The organism is Streptomyces actuosus (genome assembly GCF_016921115.1).
Taxonomy (GTDB): domain Bacteria; phylum Actinomycetota; class Actinomycetes; order Streptomycetales; family Streptomycetaceae; genus Streptomyces; species Streptomyces actuosus_A.
The window spans coordinates 22,412-41,720 of the sequence record NZ_JAFFZS010000051.1 but is presented as its reverse complement, the minus strand read 5'-3'; the positions used below and the strand labels follow the sequence as shown (position 1 = coordinate 41,720).

General features: G+C 72.5%; 15 protein-coding genes and 1 pseudogene. 9 read left to right on the top strand and 7 right to left on the bottom strand.

The genetic code is table 11. From position 1 onward, the window contains the following. The 4 genes and pseudogenes from JS756_RS37355 to JS756_RS33530 form a co-directional block, all read left to right on the top strand. Nucleotides 1–137, top strand: a pseudogene (locus tag JS756_RS37355) (serine hydroxymethyltransferase); the annotation flags it as partial. A gap of 68 nt (nucleotides 138–205) precedes the next feature. Further along, a complete protein-coding gene (locus JS756_RS33540; protein ID WP_205387047.1) occupies nucleotides 206–1,573 on the top strand; it encodes an L-serine ammonia-lyase in 1,368 nt (455 codons plus the stop codon). Between the two features lie 190 nt (nucleotides 1,574–1,763). After that, a complete protein-coding gene (locus JS756_RS33535; RefSeq protein ID WP_205387046.1) occupies nucleotides 1,764–2,660 on the top strand; it encodes a potassium channel family protein in 897 nt (298 codons plus the stop codon). A gap of 365 nt (nucleotides 2,661–3,025) precedes the next feature. Further along, nucleotides 3,026–3,580: a glycoside hydrolase family 25 protein gene (locus tag JS756_RS33530; RefSeq protein WP_205387045.1), complete on the top strand. Its 555-nt coding sequence runs from the start codon at nucleotides 3,026–3,028 to the stop codon at nucleotides 3,578–3,580. A 35-nt stretch (nucleotides 3,581–3,615) separates the two neighbouring features. On the opposite strand, the gene JS756_RS33525 is transcribed toward JS756_RS33530, so the two are convergent. After that, a complete protein-coding gene (locus tag JS756_RS33525) occupies nucleotides 3,616–3,828 on the bottom strand; it encodes an EF-hand domain-containing protein (protein ID WP_205387050.1) in 213 nt (70 codons plus the stop codon). Nucleotides 3,829–4,065: 237 nt separating this feature from the next. On the opposite strand from JS756_RS33525, the gene JS756_RS33520 reads away from it, so the two are divergent. Continuing rightward, nucleotides 4,066–4,755, top strand: coding sequence for a GNAT family N-acetyltransferase (locus JS756_RS33520; RefSeq protein ID WP_205387044.1), 690 nt, complete (start codon nucleotides 4,066–4,068; stop codon nucleotides 4,753–4,755). On the opposite strand, the gene JS756_RS33515 is transcribed toward JS756_RS33520, so the two are convergent. From JS756_RS33515 to JS756_RS33490, 6 genes are all read right to left on the bottom strand, one after another. Beyond that, on the bottom strand, nucleotides 4,722–5,912 hold the full coding sequence (locus JS756_RS33515; RefSeq protein WP_205387043.1) for a YncE family protein: 1,191 nt from the start codon (nucleotides 5,910–5,912) through the stop codon (nucleotides 4,722–4,724). The genes JS756_RS33520 and JS756_RS33515 overlap by 34 nt on opposite strands. Beyond that, entirely contained in the window at nucleotides 5,912–6,721 is an 810-nt protein-coding gene (locus tag JS756_RS33510; protein WP_205387042.1) for a polysaccharide deacetylase family protein, read from the bottom strand. The genes JS756_RS33515 and JS756_RS33510 overlap by 1 nt, the downstream gene beginning before the upstream one ends. A 100-nt stretch (nucleotides 6,722–6,821) precedes the next feature. Beyond that, nucleotides 6,822–7,325, bottom strand: a complete 504-nt coding sequence (locus JS756_RS33505; RefSeq protein ID WP_205387041.1) for an ATP-binding protein — start codon at nucleotides 7,323–7,325, stop codon at nucleotides 6,822–6,824. Between the two features lie 303 nt (nucleotides 7,326–7,628). Further along, entirely contained in the window at nucleotides 7,629–8,396 is a 768-nt protein-coding gene (locus tag JS756_RS33500; protein WP_205387040.1) for an enoyl-CoA hydratase/isomerase family protein, read from the bottom strand. Nucleotides 8,397–8,472: 76 nt separating this feature from the next. Then, nucleotides 8,473–9,714 carry a L,D-transpeptidase gene (locus tag JS756_RS33495; protein ID WP_438817365.1) on the bottom strand — a complete coding sequence of 414 codons (1,242 nt, stop codon included), beginning with the start codon at nucleotides 9,712–9,714 and terminating at the stop codon, nucleotides 8,473–8,475. A gap of 154 nt (nucleotides 9,715–9,868) precedes the next feature. Further along, complete coding sequence (locus JS756_RS33490; protein ID WP_205387038.1) at nucleotides 9,869–11,113, bottom strand: L,D-transpeptidase; 1,245 nt, start codon at nucleotides 11,111–11,113, stop codon at nucleotides 9,869–9,871. 155 nt (nucleotides 11,114–11,268) lie between these two features. Between JS756_RS33490 and glgX the strand changes: the two genes are divergently transcribed. From glgX to JS756_RS33470, 4 genes are all read left to right on the top strand, one after another. Next, nucleotides 11,269–13,551: a glycogen debranching protein GlgX gene (glgX, locus tag JS756_RS33485; protein ID WP_205387037.1), complete on the top strand. Its 2,283-nt coding sequence runs from the start codon at nucleotides 11,269–11,271 to the stop codon at nucleotides 13,549–13,551. 39 nt (nucleotides 13,552–13,590) lie between these two features. Beyond that, nucleotides 13,591–15,069 (top strand): APC family permease, encoded by a 1,479-nt coding sequence (locus JS756_RS33480; RefSeq protein ID WP_307791358.1) that lies wholly within the window; start codon nucleotides 13,591–13,593, stop codon nucleotides 15,067–15,069. A gap of 506 nt (nucleotides 15,070–15,575) precedes the next feature. After that, complete coding sequence (locus JS756_RS33475) at nucleotides 15,576–17,414, top strand: ABC transporter ATP-binding protein (RefSeq protein ID WP_205387036.1); 1,839 nt, start codon at nucleotides 15,576–15,578, stop codon at nucleotides 17,412–17,414. Then, nucleotides 17,411–19,270 (top strand): ABC transporter ATP-binding protein, encoded by a 1,860-nt coding sequence (locus tag JS756_RS33470; RefSeq protein WP_205387035.1) that lies wholly within the window; start codon nucleotides 17,411–17,413, stop codon nucleotides 19,268–19,270. The genes JS756_RS33475 and JS756_RS33470 overlap by 4 nt, the downstream gene beginning before the upstream one ends. Nucleotides 19,271–19,309: the final 39 nt, after the last annotated feature.

Sequence of the window (19,309 nt, the reverse complement as noted above, 5' to 3'; positions counted from 1 at the left end):
TCGCCGAGGTCGCGGACGTGATCGCGGAGACCCTCAAGGCGCCGTCGTCCTTCGGGGAGGCCGACGCCGAGGCCCTGAAGGCGCGCGTGCGTGCGCTCGCCGACAAGCACCCGCTCTACCCCGGTCTCAACAGTTAAGTCCCCCGGTGGGGCACCCCGGCGCGGGTGCCCCACCACCCCCTGATCTGCTGTCTTGAGGAGTGACCGTGGCCATCTCGGTCTTCGACCTGTTCTCGATCGGCATCGGCCCGTCCAGCTCCCACACGGTCGGCCCGATGCGCGCGGCGCGGATGTTCGCCCGGCGCCTGCGCAACGAGGGGCTGCTGAAGGACGTCGCCACCGTCCGCACGGAGCTCTACGGCTCCCTGGGGGCGACCGGCCACGGCCACGGCACCCCCAAGGCCGTCCTGCTCGGCCTGGAGGGCGACTCGCCGCGCACCGTCGATGTGGAGGCGGCCGACGAGCGGGTGGAGTCGATCAGGTCCGGGGGCCGCATCAGACTCCTGGGCGAGCACGAGATCGCCTTCGACTTCGACGCGGACCTCGTCCTGCACCGCCGCAAGGCGCTGCCGTACCACGCCAACGGCATGACGCTGTGGGCGTACGACGCCGACGGCACGGAGCTGCTGTCGAAGACCTACTACTCGGTGGGCGGCGGCTTCGTCGTCGACGAGGACGCGGTGGGCGCGGACCGGATCAAACTGGACGACACGGTCCTGAAGCACCCCTTCCGCACGGGTGACGAACTGCTGCGCCTGACCGAGGAGACGGGCCTGTCGATCTCCTCGCTGATGCTGGAGAACGAACGGGCCTGGCGCACCGAGGAGGAGATCCGGGCGGGCCTGCTGGAGATCTGGCGGGTGATGCAGGCGTGCGTCTCGCGCGGCATGTCCCGCGAGGGCATCCTGCCGGGCGGCCTGAGGGTGCGCCGTCGCGCGGCGGTGACGGCACGTCAGCTCCGCGCGGAGGGGGACCCGTTGGCGCACGCCATGGAGTGGATCACCCTCTACGCGATGGCCGTCAACGAGGAGAACGCGGCCGGCGGCCGGGTGGTGACCGCCCCGACGAACGGCGCCGCCGGGATCATCCCCGCGGTCCTGCACTACTACATGGACTTCGTGCCGGGCGCGGACGAGGACGGCGTGGTGCGCTTCCTGCTGGCGGCCGGCGCGATCGGGATGCTGTTCAAGGAGAACGCCTCCATCTCCGGCGCCGAGGTCGGCTGCCAGGGCGAGGTCGGCTCGGCCTGTTCCATGGCGGCGGGCGCGCTGGCAGAGGTACTGGGCGGCACCCCGGAACAGGTCGAGAACGCCGCCGAGATCGGCATGGAGCACAACCTCGGGCTCACCTGCGACCCGGTGGGCGGCCTCGTCCAGATCCCGTGCATCGAGCGCAACGGCATGGCCGCGGTGAAGGCCGTGACGGCCGCGCGGATGGCGATGCGCGGCGACGGCTCGCACAAGGTGTCCCTGGACAAGGTCATCAAGACGATGAAGGACACCGGCGCGGACATGAGCGTGAAGTACAAGGAGACGGCACGCGGCGGTCTGGCGGTGAACATCATCGAGTGCTGAGGAGGCAGGCCCTGACCGCGCCTTCGCGTCCTCGAGTGCGGTCGGGTCCTCTCCGTGTCCCGTGGTGTTCGGGGCGCCCGCTGCGCGCGGGGCCGGCGGGCACCCGCGGGGCGGTGGGAGGCGGGTCGGCGCCCCGTCCGCGTGCGTCGCCGTGACGGGTGCACGGGAGGCGGTGCCACAATGGCGTGCCATGTCTGCCACACCTGCCCTCAGGGACCAACGGCTGCGGCGCTGGGAACAGCGCACCGGCGGCTGGCTCATCGCCCTGGCGATGGTCTATCTCGCGGCCTACGCGGTGCCGATCCTGGCTCCCGCCCTGCCCAGCACCTGGCGTCGGACGGCCGCGACGGTGACCTTCGCGATCTGGGCGCTGCTGGCCGTCGAGTTCGTCCTGCGCCTCGTCCTGGCGGGGAGCCGGTGGACCTTCCTGAAGGTGCGCCTGTTCGACGTGGCGACCCTGCTCCTTCCGCCGCTGCGTCCCTTGCGGCTGGTGACCATCATCTTCATGGTGGTCCGCCGCAACGCCTCCACCCTGGGCCGCGTCCGGGTGCGCCTGGGCACCTACGTGGCGGCCTGCACGGCGCTGCTGCTGTTCCTGTCCAGCCTGACGATCCTCGACGTGGAACGACGCAACCCGGACGCCACGATCACGACGTTCGGCGACGCGCTGTGGTGGTCCATCACCACGGTCACGACCGTCGGGTACGGCGACCTGTATCCGACGACGACGGAGGGGCGCCTGATCGCCATCGCGCTCATGGTCGGCGGCATCGCGCTCGCGGGTCTCGTCACCGCGACCCTCGCCTCCTGGTTCATGGACCGGTTCTCCGAACTACGCGCCACCGAGGCCCAGACGACGAGCGAGATCGCCGTCCTGACGGAGGAGGTGCGCCGACTGCGCGACGAGTTGCACGGCCGGCGCGACGCGCAACCGTCCGCCCCCGCGGACGGGCCGACCGACGCCGGCACCGGCACCGCGGACGGCACCCGCGGTGCTCCCGGGCTCTGTGCCTGCTCCACGCGCACGCACTCCGTCCCCTCACCCGCCCACCGTGAGGCGGACGCGGACGACGCGCGTCGCCCGTGATCCCCCGGGAGAGCCGTCCGCAGGAGGAGCCGCCGGCGGCCCCCACGGACATGGTCCGGCATCGCACGGCGCCGCCCGCCGAGGACGGCACGGGCCCGACGGCGTGATGTCCCGCGCCGCTCACCCGCTCGCCCGGGAGTGATCGCCGCGAGCGTGCGGGGCGGGCAGGGGTCGCCGCCGCGTCGACCGCCGCGCGGGTAACGGCGCGCGGGAAACAGCACGTGGGAAACAGCGCGCGGCAGGCTCGCGGTGGTCGGCACCGCAGGCCGAAGCGCTCCCGCACCCCCCTCCCGCGCGTGCGTCGGCCGGACGGGGGCCGGGCATACCACAACTCCCGTCCCCCACCTGCGCATACGGGAGTTCCCTTGTTGCACGGCATCGACGTGAGCGCGTACCAGCCGTCCTCCTACGACACCTGCGGCCTGTCGTTCGTCTTCGTGAAGGCGACGGAGGGCCGCTCGTACGTCAATCCCAGACTCGCCGCCCAGACCGAGCGGGCCCGGGCAGCCGGTCTGGTCGTCGGCTTCTACCACTTCCTGTGGCCGGGCAACCTGACGGCACAGGCGGAGTACTTCGTCGGCCGGGCGCCGGAGCGGCACGGTGACATCCTCGCCGTCGACTGGGAGACGACGGGCGAGGGCACGCACGCGACCAACGCCGAGAAGGACCGCTTCATCCGGAAGGTGAAGGAACTGCGCCCGCACCACCGGGTCGTCCTGTACTGCTCCCGCCACTACTGGCTGACGGTGGACACGACCTCGTACGCCGGGGACGGCCTGTGGATCGCGGACTACGTCCCGGCCGGCAGGCCCCGCATCAGGGCGGCGTGGCGGTTCCACCAGTACACGTCCGTCCCGCACGACAGGAACGTGGCGGACTTCCCGAGCGCGGCGGCCCTGCGTGCCTGGGCCTCGCCGTGACGCACGCGCCGCGACCGGGGCCCGGCGTGCGCGGCTCACTTGTTCAGGTAGGTCCAGAACTCGTCGAAGGACAGGACCTTGTCGCCGTTGAGGTCGCGCTGGGCGATGAGGGCCTCGGCGACGGGCTCGGTGACGTTCCAGTCGCCCCCCTGGGCCAGGGCGCTCTTGAACTCGGCGGCGGTGATGAAACCGTCCCCGTCCGCGTCGATCCGCTCGAACTGCTTGCGTGCTTCCTCGATGTCCGCCACCGATCCGCCCCTCTGTGTCGCGTTGTACATGTCGTTCCGGCGTAGTGCCGCAGGTCAGATTAACGGCCCGGGCGGGCCGGGCGTGCGGCGGCCACCCGGGGGCACCCGCCGCGCGGTACCGGGCGGACGGACCCCGAGGTCCCGACGGTGCGCGGCGGCGGCAACTCCGGTGCCGGGGGCGGATCGGGTGTGTGAGTGTGGGGCTTTCGGTGGGCGGCCGGCGGGAGGGCTGGAACGGTGACGGCGGAGGCGGCGGGGCGAACCCTGCGGGACATCCTGGACGCGGCGGCGCGGGGCGTCTTTCCCCCGGCGGACGGCGGCACCACCGTGGTGCCGCAGCACGGGCCCCGGGACGCGGGGGTGATGGCTTTCACCGCGCACTCGGTCGTCTTCACCGACGAGGATCCGAGATGGGTGCGCGAGACCCTGAGGGCACAGGAGTGCGACGCGCTCGCCGCCCCCCTGCATCCGGGCTTCCTCGCGGCGTTCATGGAGCGCACCGGACGCACGGCCGAGACCGTCGACGCGGTCCTCGTCGGCACTCCGCTGCCGGGCGAGCCGTCGCCGGCGCTCGACGAGGTGGACGGCGGCCATCCGCGGATCGCCTATGCCCGCGAGCGTCGCGACGACGTGCGCGCCTGGGTGGCGCGGGGCGGGGTGCTGGTGATGGGGCGCGGGGTCGCCGGACGGCTGGAGGTGTCGGTGGAGGTGGACGAGGGGGTTCGGCACCGGGGGCTGGGGCGGGACCTGGTCCGGTCGGCCCGGCAGCTGGCCGGCGAGCCGCTGTGGGCGCAGGTGGCGCCCGGGAACGCCCGCAGCCTACGGGCGTTCCAGGCGGCCGGATACCGGCAGGTGGGCGCGGAGGCGCTGCTGCGCGCCCGGTGTGGTGCCGGTCAGCGGAAGATGCCGGTGTGGCCCAGTGAGTAGCGGCCGGGCTGCGGGTAGACGGCGAGGCCGTGCGGGCCGGAGCCGACCTTGATGCGGGCGAGCTGTTCACCGGTGCGGGTGTCGATGGCGTACACCTCGGCGTCGTAGCGGCCGGACAGCCACAGGACCTTGCCGTCGGCGGAGACGCCGCCCATGTCGGGGCTGCCGCCGTTCGGCAGGCGCCACTTCTTGGTGACCTTGTGCTGCGCGAAGTCGAAGACGGAGATGGTGCCCTCGCCCCGGTTGGAGACGTACATCTCGCGGGACCGGCGGCCGACGTACAGGCCGTGGGTGCCCTTGCCGGTGGGCAGCAGGCTGGGTGTGGCGAAGGTGTCGCCGTCCAGGATCCACATGCCGTTGGCGGTCATGTCGGCGATGTAGAAGAGCTTGCCGTCGGGGGAGATCTTGACGTCCTGCGGCATGGCCCCGTGGAAGGGGAGCTTCTGCTGGCCGACGACCTCCATCTTCTCGGTGTCGACCTTGAGCAGTTCGCCGCTGAACTCGCAGGAGACGATGAAGTAGCGGCCGTCGAGGGAGAAGTCGGCGTGGTTGACGCCGTAGCAGGTGACCGGGACGGTCTTCACCCGCTCCATGGTGTGCGGGTCGCGGAAGACGAGTTCGCGGTCGAGGGAGGCCATGACGACGGCGTACTTGCCGTTGGGGGTGAAGTAGAGGTTGTAGGGGTCGTGCACGTCCACCGGCTTGCCCGCCTTGCCGGTCTTCGGGTCGATGGGTGTGAGGGTGTGGCCGCGGTTGTTGTTGACCCAGAGGGTCTTCAGGTCCCAGGACGGGACGACGTGCTGCGGCTGCCGTCCGACCGGGATGGTCTCGATGATCTTGTACGTCTTCGGGTCGATGACGGAGACGGTGTCCGATCCGGTGTTGGGCACGTAGACGCGGGACGGGAAGTCCTTGACGACCGGGGAGAGCTTGTCGGGCCGGTCGGCCGCGTAGACGTCCTTGGGATCGAGGACGGGCGGCATGCCGGGCAGGCCCTGGACGGCCGGCTTCTTCTTCTTCGCCGGGGCGGGGACGGCGGCCTTGGTGGATTCGACCACCTGCTGGTTCCCGGTACGGCCGCCGCAGGCGGCGAGGGTCGCCGCGGCGAGCAGGGCGGTACCGGCGAGGAGGGCGCGGGTCGTTCGGGTGGGGTGCATCAGCTCAGCAGCTCCGTGGTGGTGACCGCGTGCAGGCCGCGGCGGTCGAGTTCTTCCAGTACGGCGGGGAGCGCGGCGACGGTGTCCGGGTAGCCGAGGTGCAGGCTCACCACGGACCCGCTCCGGACCGCGGCGAGGACGGTGCGGGTGACGGTGTCGGCGCCGGGAGAGGTGAAGTCGAGGGAGTCGACGTCGTAGGACAGGACGTGCGGGTAGCCGGCCTCGCGGGCCAGGCGGGTGACGAGGGGAGAGGCACGGGCGGCCCGGGACGGGCGGAACCAGGTGCCGATGGACCCGGTGAGTTGTTCGAGCCGGTGGGCGCAGGCGCTGATCTCGGCGCGGGCCGCCGCTTCGGGCATCGCGTTGATACCGAGGTGGCGGTGGGTGTGGTTACCGAGGTCGTGTCCGCCGTCGAGGATCCTGCCCGCCATCCCGGGGTGCTCGTCCAGCCAGGTGCCCACGGCGAGGACGGTGACGCGGGCGCCGTGCCGTTCGGCCTCGTCGAGCAGGGCCCGGGCGAGGGCCGGGTCGCCCTGGCCGTGGAAGGTGAGGGCGACCCGGGGGCGGGTGCGGGGGCCGTGGGTGATCTGGGCGGCGGCCCGGGGGTAGCGGCGGGGGCCCGGCGCCGTGCGCGCGTTCCCCGGCGCGGACGGGGAGGAGCGGGTGGGTGGGGAGGTCGAGGTCGGGGTGGGGGCGGGGTGGGCGACGGCGCCGGTCGTGGCGCAGCCCACGGCGAACGCGGCCGAGGTCAGCAGGCCGGTGCCGGTGCGGAGCGCGGTGCGGCGGTCGGTCGGGGTCACCCCCACCATTTAAGGGGCGATGAGGTGCAGAACGGCCTATTCACCCGGTCGGCGGGGTGGGGCGGGTCGGCGCGGGCAGAGCCGGTCGCCCGCCGGGCCGGCCCGGCGGTCAGCGGTCCGCCACCCTCATCTCGAACCAGGTCGTCTTGCCGCGCGGCAGCAGGTCCACGCCCCAGCGGTCGGCGAGCCTGTCGACGAGGAAGAGGCCGCGGCCGCTGACGTCGAGCTCCTGAACGGGCATCAGGCAGGGCAGCCCCCGGGAGGGGTCGCGGACCTCGATGCGGATCCAGCCGCGCCGGCGGCGCATGCGCAGTCCGAAGACCCGGGCACCCGTGTGGCGTACGGCATTGCCGACGAGCTCCGACACGAGCAGGACGGCGTCCTCCGCCAGCTTCGGGCTCAGACCCCAGTGGCGCAGGACCACCACCTGGGCCAGTCGGCGGGCCGTGGCCGCCGACTCGGGGCGGGACGGCAGCGGGACCTCCATCTCCGTCGGATTGCCGAACAACTCCAGTGCTCTGAGCGCCCGTTCGTCCTCGACCGCAGGCGACCAGCGCGCCGCAGCAGCACGGCCGTGTCCCCGCGGCTGTTCGATGCCCTCCAGCCCCGCCATGCCCTCATCATGGCCGCCCGGAACGGCCCCCGGAGGCGTTCTGGAGGAATACGCCCCCTGTCCACCACCCCTGCGCGGGATGCGCTTGACATATGACAAAGGCAGTTCAGGGTTCGCTGCGGCCGGACCGACCTGCGGTGACGGCTCCGCCGGAGGCAATCGACAGGCTCCCTCGACAAGGCAGGCTTAAGGTCGCGTTAAGGTTCCCATAATCCGCCCCATCGAGGGACCCGGATGAGACATCACGTCAAGTGCAAGGCCTTCGGCCGAGATTTCACGGAACCAGGCCCGACGGCTCCCGGTTCAGAGGAACGTGGCTTTGCCCGGCCCCTCCTCCACGAAGCTGCGCATCCCGCGCTCGCGGTCCTCCGTCGCGAACAGCCCCGCGAACCAGTTCCGCTCCACGGCCAGGCCCGTGTCGATGTCGGTCTCCAGACCGGTGTCGATCGACTCCTTGGCCGCGCGCAGCGCGATCGCCGGCCCCTGCGCCAGCTTCGCCGCCCAGGCGTGCGCCTCGGTGTGGACGTCCTCAGGGGCCACCACCCGGTCCACCAGGCCCAGCGTCAGCGCCTCGTCGGCCTTGACCATCCGGCCCGTGAAGATCAGGTCCTTCGCCCTGGACGGGCCGACCAGGCGGGCCAGCCGCTGCGTGCCGCCGGCGCCCGGGATCAGGCCGAGGAGGATCTCCGGCTGGCCGAGCTTGGCGTTCTCGCCCGCGATCCGGTAGTCCGCGCACAGGGCCAGCTCGCAACCGCCGCCGAGCGCGTAGCCCGTCACCGCCGCCACGACCGGCTTGGGGATGCGGGCCACCGCCGTGAAGGAGTCCTGCAGGGCGCGGGCCCGCAGCACCATCGCGGTGTGGTCCATGGCCTGCATCTCCTTGATGTCCGCGCCCGCCGCGAACACCTTCTCCCCGCCGTAGATCACCACCGCGCGCACGTCGTCGCGGCGCGTGGCCTCCTCGGCGAGTTCCTTCAAGCGGTCCTGGGTGGCGACGTCCAGCGCGTTCATGGGCGGGCGGTCCAGGCGCAGTGTGCCGACACCGTCCGCGACTTCGAGATTCACGGTCATGCCAGCAGGTTAACGGGGACTAACGGCGGCGGCCCCGGTGCCGTACCTCACACCGGGGCCGCACGTCGCGGCGCCGTCAGGCCTTCCACTTCTCCCAGGACATGTTCCAGCCGTTGAGGCCGTTGTCGGGGGCGACGGTCCGGTCGTCGGAGTTCTTCACGATCACCACGTCGCCGATCATCGAGTGGTCGAAGAACCAGGCGGCCGGCACCCCGCTGTCGTAGCCGCCGCGCACGTCGCGCAGTCCGACGCAGCCGTGGCTGGAGTTGTAGTTGCCGAAGGCCCCTCCACCCCAGTAGTTGCCGTGGATGAAGGTGCCGGAGGTGGTCAGGCGCATGGCGTGGGGGACGTCCTTGATGTCGTACTCGCTGCCGAGGTTGACCGTCTCGCTGTTCATGCGGGTGACCTTCAGCTTCTCGCTGATGACCATCTGGCCGTTCCAGGTGTCGTAGCCCGGCTTGCCGGTGCTGACCGGCAGGGTCTTGACGACCTTGCCGTCCTGCATGACCTTCATCGTGAGCGCCTTGGCGTCGACGACGGAGACCTGGTTGCGGCCGATCGTGAAGGACACGGTCTTGCTCTGCTTGCCGTAGACGCCGGGGCGGCCCTCGACGCCGTCCAGGTCGAGCCGGACCGTGACCTTCGTGCCCTCCTGCCAGTACTTCTCGGGGCGGAAGTCGAGGCGGTCGTTGCCGAACCAGTGGCCCTCGACGTCGACGGCCGGCTCGGTCGTGACCTTGACGGCCTTCTCGACGTCGTCCGGGTGGGTGATGCCGCGGGTGAAGCGCAGCGAGAACGGCATGCCCACGCCGACGGTGGAGCCGTCCTCGGGGGTGAACGTCCCGACGAAGGTGTTCTTCGGGGTCAGGGTGGTGAAGGAGGAGTCCTCGGCCGCCGTGCGGCCTGCGGCGTCCTTGGCGACCGCGTGCACCTGGTAGGTGGTCGCGGCGGCGAGATGGGCGGCGGGCGTCCAGCCGGAGCCGTCGGCGGAGATGCTGCCCTCGACCTTCGCGCCCTCGTCGTCCTTGACCTCGACCTCGGTCAGCTTGCCCTTGGCGGCGCTGACCCCGAGGACGCCGCTGGTGTCCACGGACTCGGCGCCGTCCTCGGGCGTGATGGTGACGACGGCCTCGGACTGGGCACTCTGCGCCGCACCGGAGTCCGCCGCGGGCTTCCCGCCGTCCTCGGACGCCGACGGCGAACCCCCTCCGCCGCATGCCGTGACCGCCGTCAGCAGCACGCCCACGGCGACGGCCGAGAGCCCGCGCCGCCTCCCGCGCGCGCCGGCCGACGCCCCCCGTATCGGTCCCACGTTCACGTCTTCTCTCCCCTCCCCCGGGCCCGTTCGGGGCCCGCACCAGGCGTCGCCGCGTCTCCCGCGCGCGCACCGTGGGCGCATATTAACTGCGTGGTCAGGGCATTCGACGTCGCGGAATTGTCACCGTTCGGTCCCAACCGGCGACCCCGCGGGGTCAGGAGAGCGCGGTGCCCTCCTTCCACTCCTTCCAGCCCATGTTCCAGCCGCTCAGGCCGTTGTCGGGGGCGACCTTCCCGTCCTTGCTGTGCACGACCTCGACGACGTCCCCGACGAGACTGCGGTCGAAGAACCAGCCCGCGGGGGTGTCCGCGCCGCCGCCCTTGACGTCGCGCAGTCCGACGCAGCCGTGGCTGGTGTTGGCCTGGCCGAAGACCTCCTGGTCCGCCCAGTAGTTGCCGTGCAGGAAGGTGCCGGATTCGGTGAGGCGGATGGCGTGCGGGACGTCGGGGATGTCGTACTCGCTCTTCCCGTCGGCCTTCTTGAAGCCGACCGTGGCCCCGTTCATCCGGGTGACCTCCAGCATCTCCATCACCACCATCTTCCCGTTGTAGGTGGTGGTCTTCGGGGCGCCCGCCGTCACCGGCACGGTGGCCACCAGCTGGCCGTCGCGCCGCACCTGCATGGTGTGCCGGGCGGCGTCGACCAGGGAGACCTGGCTGCGGCCGACGGTGAAGGAGTACGTCCGGTCCTGCAACCCGTACACACCGGGCGCGCCCTGGACGTCCCGCAGGTGCAGGGCGACGGTGACCTCCGTGCCGGGCTTCCAGTACCGCTCGGGGCGGAAGTCGAGCCGGCCGTCACCGAACCAGTGCGGGCGGATCTCGACGGCCGGTTCCGCGCTCACCTCGATGGCGCGCTCGACCGCGGCCCGGTCGGCGATCTCACGGTTGAACTCGATGGAGACGATCATCCCGGTGCCGACGACGGCACGGTCCTCCGGGGTCACGTAGCCGACGAACCGCTTCTCGGGGACGTAGGTCGTGAAGACGGCGTGGCGGGCGGAGCGGCGGCCGTGGCCGTCGAGGGCGACCGCGTCGACCGTGTACTCGGCGGCCAGGGCGAGCCGGCGGTCGGCGGGCTCCCAGCTCAGTCCGTCGTCGGAGATGCGTCCGCGCACCGGCGACTCCCGGGCGTCCTGCGACTTCACCACCTTCACCGACTCCAGGCGCCCGCTGGGCACCTGCACCCGCAGCCGCCGGTCGGGGCGCACGCCCTTGCTGCCGTCGTCGGGAGTGATCCGGATGACGTCCTCGGATGCGGGGGGTTTGTCGAACAGGCCGTCGGGCCCGCCCGCGCCCTCCGCGGTGCAGCCGGCGGCGCCGGCCAGCAGTCCTGCCCATGTCAGTACGGCGGCCAGAGCGGCCCCCACGCGCCGTGCGCGCCCCTGTACGTGCCTCACAGGGTGCCCAACGACGGGGGCGTCCGGGGGAAACGTGAGTGCGAGCGCCCGTCTGGGCAGAACTGTGAGAAGGACGACGTGGAGGGGTGCCGCGGCCGGGACGCCGCAGCCCCCGCACGCCGTGCCAGGAGCCGGACGACGAAGGGCCGAGACAGGTGTCCAGCGCAGCCGAGCAGGAGGCGGTCCCCGAGGGGCGTACCGCCGGCGAGCGGCACCCGGCCGCCGTCGTGAACGGCCGGGCGCGTGCGACGCCGGCGCTGCCCGTGTGGCCGGGGGCGCCGACGCCGCTGGGCGCGCGGTTCCGGACCGGCCCCGACGGTGTGGCCGGCACCAACTTCGCCGTGTGGGCGGGCGGCGCCGAGGGCGTCGAGCTGTGCCTGTTCGACGAGCGGGGCGCCGAGACCCGGCTCGTGCTCACCGAGCTCACCCACGAGATCTGGCACGGCTTCGTGCCCGGCGTGCGGCCCGGGCAGCGCTACGGCTACCGGGTGCACGGCCGCTGGGACCCGTGGACCGGCGGCCGGTGGAACCCGGCGAAGCTGCTGCTGGACCCGTACGCGCGCGCGGTGGACGGCGACTACGCGCCGCACGGTCTGGCGCCGCAGGTGTACGGGCACGTCCGGGACTGGCCCGACCAGAACGTCGCCGACACCGTGCGCGACGATCGGGACTCCGCCCCGTACGTGCCCAAGGGCGTCGTCGTCCATGACGACGACGACTGGGCGGACGACCGGCGGCCCAAGACGCCGTGGGCCGACTCGGTCATCTACGAACTGCACGTACGCGGCTTCACCCGGCGGCATCCCGCGATCCCGCCGGAGCTGCGCGGCACGTACGCCGGGCTGGCCCACCCGGCGGCGATCGAGCACCTGGTGAAGCTGGGGGTGACGGCGGTGGAGCTGCTGCCCGTGCACCAGTTCGCGCACGAGGACCACCTGCTGCGCCGCGGCCTGCGCAACTTCTGGGGCTACAACTCCATCGGCTATTTCGCCCCGCACGCCGCGTACGCCGCCTCCGGCACCGCGGGCCAGCAGGTCGGCGAGTTCAAGCGGATGGTCCGCGCGCTGCACGCGGCCGGGATCGAGGTCGTCCTCGACGTGGTCTACAACCACACGGCCGAGTCGAGCGAGTACGGCCCGACGCTGTCGCTGAAGGGCATCGACAACCGCGGCTACTACCGGCTGCAGCACGACGCCCGCAGGTACGCCGACTACACGGGCTGCGGCAACACCCTGCACGTGGTCCAGCCGCACGTCCTGCGCCTGATCACCGACTCCCTGCGCTACTGGGTGACCGAGATGGGCGTCGACGGCTTCCGCTTCGACCTGGCGGCGGCGCTGGCCCGCTCGATGCACGACGTCGACATGCTCTCGCCCTTCCTGGCGGTGATCGCCCAGGACCCGGTCCTGCGGCGGGTGAAGCTGATCGCCGAACCGTGGGACGTCGGTTCCGGCGGCTACCAGGTGGGCGCCTTCCCACCCCTGTGGACGGAGTGGAACGACCGCTACCGCGACACCGTCCGCGACTTCTGGCGGCATGCCCTGCCCGATGTCCGGGAGATGGGCTACCGCCTGTCGGGGTCGAGCGACGTGTATGCCTGGGGCGGGCGCAGGCCGTACGCCTCGGTCAACTTCGTCACCGCGCACGACGGCTTCACCCTGCGCGACCTGGTGTCGTACGAGCGCAAGCACAACGAGGCCAACGGCGAGGGCAACCGGGACGGCACGCACGACAACCGGGCCTGGAACTGCGGGGTCGAGGGCGAGACCGACGACGCGGAGGTACGGGCGCTCAGGCGCCGCCAGCTGCGGAACCTGCTGACCACACTGCTGCTGTCCACCGGCGTGCCGATGCTGGTCGCGGGGGACGAGATGGGCCGCACCCAGGGCGGCAACAACAACGCCTACTGCCAGGACAACGAGATCAGCTGGCTGGACTGGAGCCTGCCGTCCGACGCCGGCTGGCGGGCCCTGCTCGACCTCACCTCACGGCTGATCGCCCTGCGCCACCGGCATCCGGTGCTGCGCCGCCGGGCGTTCTTCTCCGGGCGGGCGCACTCGGCGGACGGGCTGCGGGACCTGGCCTGGTTCACCGCGCGGGGCACGGAGATGACGGAGGGCGACTGGTACGCCCCCGCGGCCACGCTCGGCATGTACCTGTCCGGGCGGGACATTCCGGGCCGCGACGCCCGCGGCGCCCCGATCGTCGACGACAGCTTCCTCGCCGTGCTGCACGCCGGGGAGGAACCGGTGCGCTTCGCACTGCCGGGACCGCCGTGGGCGGACGGCTACGAGCTGGTCGTCGACACCTCGCGGGAGGAGCAGGCCGAGGCACCGGGCGCCGTGCACCCGGCGGGGACCGAGATCGCCGTCCCCGGACGCTCGGTGCTGCTGCTGCGCGTGACCGGCGCCGACGCCCCCGATTTGACGACTTCTTGACGCCGCCGTGAACCCCTGCGACGTAATCTTGTCCTTGGTGTGCCGGGAAGCCTGGTCGGCGAACTGTTCCAGTCACGACGCGCAGTCTCCACCGCGTCCCTCGCCGAAGGGCCCATGATGCTCACCACCGGGCAGGTTCGTCCTGCTGCCGTGCCGGCGACCGTACGGTCGCCGCGTGGCGCGGTCCTCTTCTTCGCCTTCGCCTTCGCGGTCATCGCCGACCCGGTGTCCTCCGTCGCCTACGCCATCGAGGCGGCGCTGCGCGCCCTGGACGGCGACCTGGCCCTGCTGATCCCCACCATGTCGCTGGTGATCGGTCTGGTCGTGGTGGTCACCGCCAACTACTGGCAGCTGGTGCGCCGCTTCCCGCAGGGCGGCGGTGCCGCGGCGGCCGCGGGCCGCGCGTTCGGGGCCCGCTGGACGTTCCTCCCGATCGGCGCGCTGGTCGTCGACTTCGTCCTCACCATCGGCATCTCGATCTCCGCGGCAGCCAGCGCGGTGATCGCGCTCTTCCCGGGCCTGGCACCGGAGCGCGTGCCGCTGGCACTGCTCCTGCTGCTGGTGGTGGCCGGGCTGACCTGGTTCGGGCACGGCGGACGGCTGCTGTTCGCGGTGATGACGGTGTTGTTCGTCGCGGTGTCGGTGGCGGTCCTCGTGCTGGGCTTCGCCGCCCCACACACGACCGGCCACGCCGTCACCGGCCATGCCCCGGGCCACGCCGCCGCGATCGCCGTGGTGCTGGCCTTCCCGGTGGCGATGGCGCTGGCCACCGGGGTGGAGGCGCCGTCGACGGCGATAGCCCAGCTGGGCCAGCTCGACGACACCCGGCGCCGCCGCTTCGGCCGGGGCACCCTCGCCCTGCTGCTGGTGATCGTCGGCGGGCTGACCCTCGCGCTCACCGTGCTCGCGGTACGCCTGCACATCGGCGTCCCCGCCGCCGACTCCACCCAGATCGCCGACATCGCGCACGCCGCGGCCGGCCCCGGCTGGCTGTACGGCGCCTTCCAGCTGACCAGTTCCCTGCTGCTGCTCGCCGCGGCCAGCTCCTCCTTCCAGGCCGGGCCGGGTCTGCTGAAGGCGCTGGCCGGGACCATGGACGCGCCGGGCGTCCTGCCGCCGGTGCTGGGCCGCACCAACCGGCACCACACGCCGTTCTGGTCGGTCGTGGTCTACCTGGCCGCCGCCGCGCTGATCATCGTGGCCGCGGCGGGCGAGGAGCAGAAGCTGGTGCTGTTCTACGCCGTCGCCGTGTTCGTCAGCTTCCTGGTGGGCCTGGTGGCGATGGCCCGCTTCGCCCGCAGCGAGCGCACGCCGGCGCTGGTCTGGCTCAACGGCCTGGCCGCCGTCGCCGTCGCCTTCACCCTGGTCGTCAACCTGCTGCGCGGGTGGCCGATGCTGTCGCTGCTGGCCACGCTGCTGATCGCGGGGGCCCTGTACGCCCGCTGGGTGCGGGCGGGCCGCCCGACCGGCATCGAGAATGTGGAGAGCCGCGCGGAGACGGCCGACGACGCGTCCTGACCGGTCGCTCCGCTCGCCCGGACCTCGTCCGCGATCCGCCACGTGTCGCGGCGGGCGCACGGGTCCGGGGGGTGGTCGGCTGGTCGAGGACGACGACGGCGCGGTCCCCGATGAGGGCGAGCGCGACGAACGGGCGCTGTTTCCGGCCGCCGGAGAGCCGGACGAGGCAGGTGGCGAACCGGCCGGTGAGCCCCGACCGCTCGACCGGGTGACCGGCGGTCCGGGGGACGCGGGCGGAAGGAGGCGTACGACTCCAGGACCTCCCGCACGGTGAGTCCGGCCTGCGGGACGCCGGCCTGTCCCCGGGTTCCCGGGCCGGCCCGGGAACGTGGCATCGCCCGTCCGGCTCGCCCCCGCATCGCCCGATCGGTCGACCCGGCACCGCGGCCCCGGGGAGAGCCGGGCGACCGCAGGACCGAACACGCAGGTCGTAGGACCATCGGCGGAGAGGGGTCCGGCCAAAACTCGGTGGGCGATGTCAGTGGCGAACCGTAGGCTCACTGCTGATGTCCACGACACCTGAGACCGCCCTGGAACCCGCTCGGCGCTCCGCCGTGCGCTCGCTGCTGCGCCTGTGGCCCTACGTGCGGCCGGTGCGGGCCCGGCTGTCGATCGCCGCGTTCGTCGCGATCATCGCCTCGTGCACGGGGCTGGTCATCCCGCTCGTGCTGAAGTGGATGGTGGACGGCCCGGTCGCCGACCGGGATCCGGCGGGAGTGTGGCTCGGCGCCCTGTATCTGCTGCTGCTGGGCGTGGCCGAGGCCCTGCTGTTCGGGTTCCGGCGGTGGCTGGTGGCCCGGCCGCTGTCGCACGTCGAAGCCGAGATGCGGGCCGACCTGTACCGGCATCTGCAGCGCCTGCCGGTCGCCTTCCACGACCGGTGGGCCTCGGGGCAACTGCTGTCCCGGGGGACGACCGACCTGATGCTGCTGCGCATGTTCCTCGCCTTCCCATTGACGTTCCTGCTGGTCAACGGAGTGACGATCATCGTCGGCGTGTGCATCATGCTGGCGCAGGACTGGACCCTGGGACTGGTCGTCCTCGGCCCCGCCGCTCCCGTGATCGTCATGTGCATGATGTTCGAGAAGCGGTACGCCCGAGTCGCCCGGCTCGCCCAGGACCAGGTCGGCGACCTGACCACGGTCGTCGAGGAGAGCGTCCTCGGCATCCGCATCATCAAGGGCTTCGGACGGCACCGCAGCCAGGCGCGCGCCTTCCGCGAGCTGTCCAGGACCCTGCGCGGCACGGAGCTGGGCAAGGCGCGGCTGCTGGCGACGATCTGGGCGGTCATCGTGTCCCTGCCGGAGGTCGCGGTCGGCGCCGCGCTGGTGGTCGGGGCGGTGCAGGTCGCCGACGGCGACCTGTCCGCGGGCACCCTGGTGGCCTTCCTGTCGACCGCGCTCGCGCTGCGGTGGCCCATCGAGTCGATCGGCTTCCTGCTGGCGATGAGCCAGGAGGCGGCCACGGCGACGGAGCGGTACTTCGAGGTGCTGGACGAGACCCCGGAGGATCCGGCCGCGGCGGCCGCCGGCGCGGCGAACGGGACGGCGAACGGGGCGGGCCTTCGCTTCGACAACGTCCGCTTCCGTTACCCGGACGCCCTGTCCGGGTCCCCGCCCCTCCTGGACCGCATCGACCTCCACATCCGCTCCGGCGAGTCCATGGCCCTGGTCGGCGCGACCGGCAGCGGCAAGACGACCCTGACCGCGCTCGTCCCCCGCCTGCACGAGGTCACCGAGGGCCGGATCACCCTGGACGGCCAGGACATCACCGCGATGAGCCGCGAGGAGCTGCGCGCGATGGTCGCCGTGGCCTTCGAGGAGCCGACGCTGTTCTCGGCGAGCGTCGGCGAGAACGTGCTCATGGGCGCCGCGCAGGACGCCGGCCGAGAGGATCTGGACCGCGCCCTGGCCGTCGCCCAGGCCGACTTCGCGCACGCCCTGCCGCAGGGCACCGACACGCAGGTCGGCGAGCAGGGCCTGAGCCTGTCCGGCGGGCAGCGGCAGCGGCTGGCACTGGCCCGGGCGGTCGTGGGACAGCCCAGGTTCCTCGTGCTCGACGACCCGCTGTCCGCGCTGGACGTGCACACGGAGGCCGCCGTGGAGGCGGCGCTGCGGCAGGTCCTCGCCGACACCACCGCGCTGATCGTGGCGCACCGCCCGTCCACCGTGCTGCTCGCCGACCGGGTCGCCCTGCTGTCGGGCGGCCGGATCACCGCCGTGGGCACCCATCACGAACTCCTGCGCACCAACGCCGAGTACGCCCATCTCATGTCGGGCCACGACGGCGGAGAGGACCACGAGAGCCACGCCGACGGCGCGGGCCACGAGGAGGACCATCGATGACGGCCCCCACCACGACGTCCGTCGCCCCCTCCGACGAGGAGGACCTGCCCCGCGGCGCGGACTCCGGCGACCCGTTCGACCGGGACGTCCTGCCCACGCCGCCCGGCGCGACGGCCGCCCTGCTGCGGTCGCTGCTGGCGCCGATGAAGGCACGGGTGGCCCTGACGACCGTCCTGCTGCTGCTCCAGCAGGCGGCCGTACAGGCGGGCCCGCTGCTGGTGGCGTACGCCATCGACCACGCCGTGCCGGCGTTCCGTGACCACGACCGCGGCCCGCTGATCGCGGTGGCCGTCGGCTACCTGCTGAGCGCGGCGGCCGGCGGGGCGCTGCAGTACGCGTTCATCACCGCCTCCGCGCGGGTGAACCAGGACGTCCTGCTCGATCTGCGCGGCCGCATCTTCCGCCATGCGCAGGCACTGAGCGTCGACTTCCACGAGCGCTACACCTCGGGCCGGCTGATCTCCCGGTCCACCACGGACGTCGAGTCGCTCCGGGAACTGCTCAGCGAGGGCCTGCAGGAGCTCGTGACGGTCGTGCTGTCCTTCGTCTTCATCTCGGCGATGCTGCTGTGGCTGGACCTGGGGCTCGGAGCCGTGGCGGTGGCGTCCTTCGTGCCGCTGTACCTGCTCGTGCGGGTCTACCAGCGGCGGGCGGGCGAGGTGTACCGGTTGCGGTCCACGGCGATCGCGGCGGTGATCGTGAAGTTCGTGGAGACGATGAACGGCATCCGGCCGGTGCGGGCCTTCCGCCGGGAGAACGCCAACGACGACGAGTTCCGGGTGCTCAACCGGCGCCACGAGCGCAGCAACGGTGACGCGCTGCTGGAGATGGCCCGCTACGTCGTCGGCTCCCGGCTGGTCGCCAACACGGCCGTCGCGATGATCGTGCTGTGGGGTGCCTACCGGGTGGCGGACGGTTCACTGGCGCTGGGCGTGCTGGCCGCGGCCGTGCTCTACCTGCGGCGCCTGTACGACCCCATCGACCGGCTCGGCATGTTCCTCAATTCCTACCAGTCGGCGGCGGCGTCACTGGAGAAGATCGCCGGGCTGCTGGCCCAGACGCCGTCGGTGCCGGAGCCGTCCGTCCCGCGGGAGCTGCCCGCACCGCAGGGTGAACTGCCCGGCCGCGAGGTCGTCTTCGAGGGCGTCCGCTTCGCCTACCGCACGGGCGGGGAGATCCTGCCCCGCTTCGACCTGACGCTGCCGGCCGGCCGGACGGTCGCGGTCGTCGGCTCCACCGGCGCCGGCAAGTCGACGCTCGCCAAGCTGCTGGCCCGGTTCTACGACCCCTCCGACGGGCGGGTGCTGCTCGACGGGGTGGACCTGCGCGAGCTGGCCGTGGCCGAGCTGCGGCGGGGTGTGGTGATGGTGACGCAGGAGGCGTTCCTGTTCTCCGGCACGGTCGCCGACAACATCGCCCTCGGCCGGCCCGAGGCCACCCGCGAGGAGATCGAGCGGGCGGCGAAGGCGATCGGGGCGCACGAGTTCATCAGCGCGCTGCCCGACGGCTACGACACCGACGTGCGCAAGCGCGGCGGTCGCATCTCCGCCGGGCAACGGCAGCTCGTGGCGTTCGCGCGGGCGCTGCTCGCCGATCCGGCGGTGCTCATCCTGGACGAGGCGACCAGTTCCCTGGACATCCCCGGAGAGCGGGCGGTGCAGCGGGCGATGGCGACGGTGCTGCACGGCCGTACCGCGGTGGTGATCGCGCACCGGCTGTCGACGGTGGAGATCGCCGACCGGGTGCTGGTGATGGAGCACGGGCGGATCGTGGAGGACGGCGGCCCGGCCGAACTGATCGCCGGGACGGGCCGGTTCTCGGACCTGCACCGGGCCTGGCGGGACAGCCTGGTCTGACGGGGCCGGCCGGCCTCCCGGGATCCCTGGGCGCCCCCG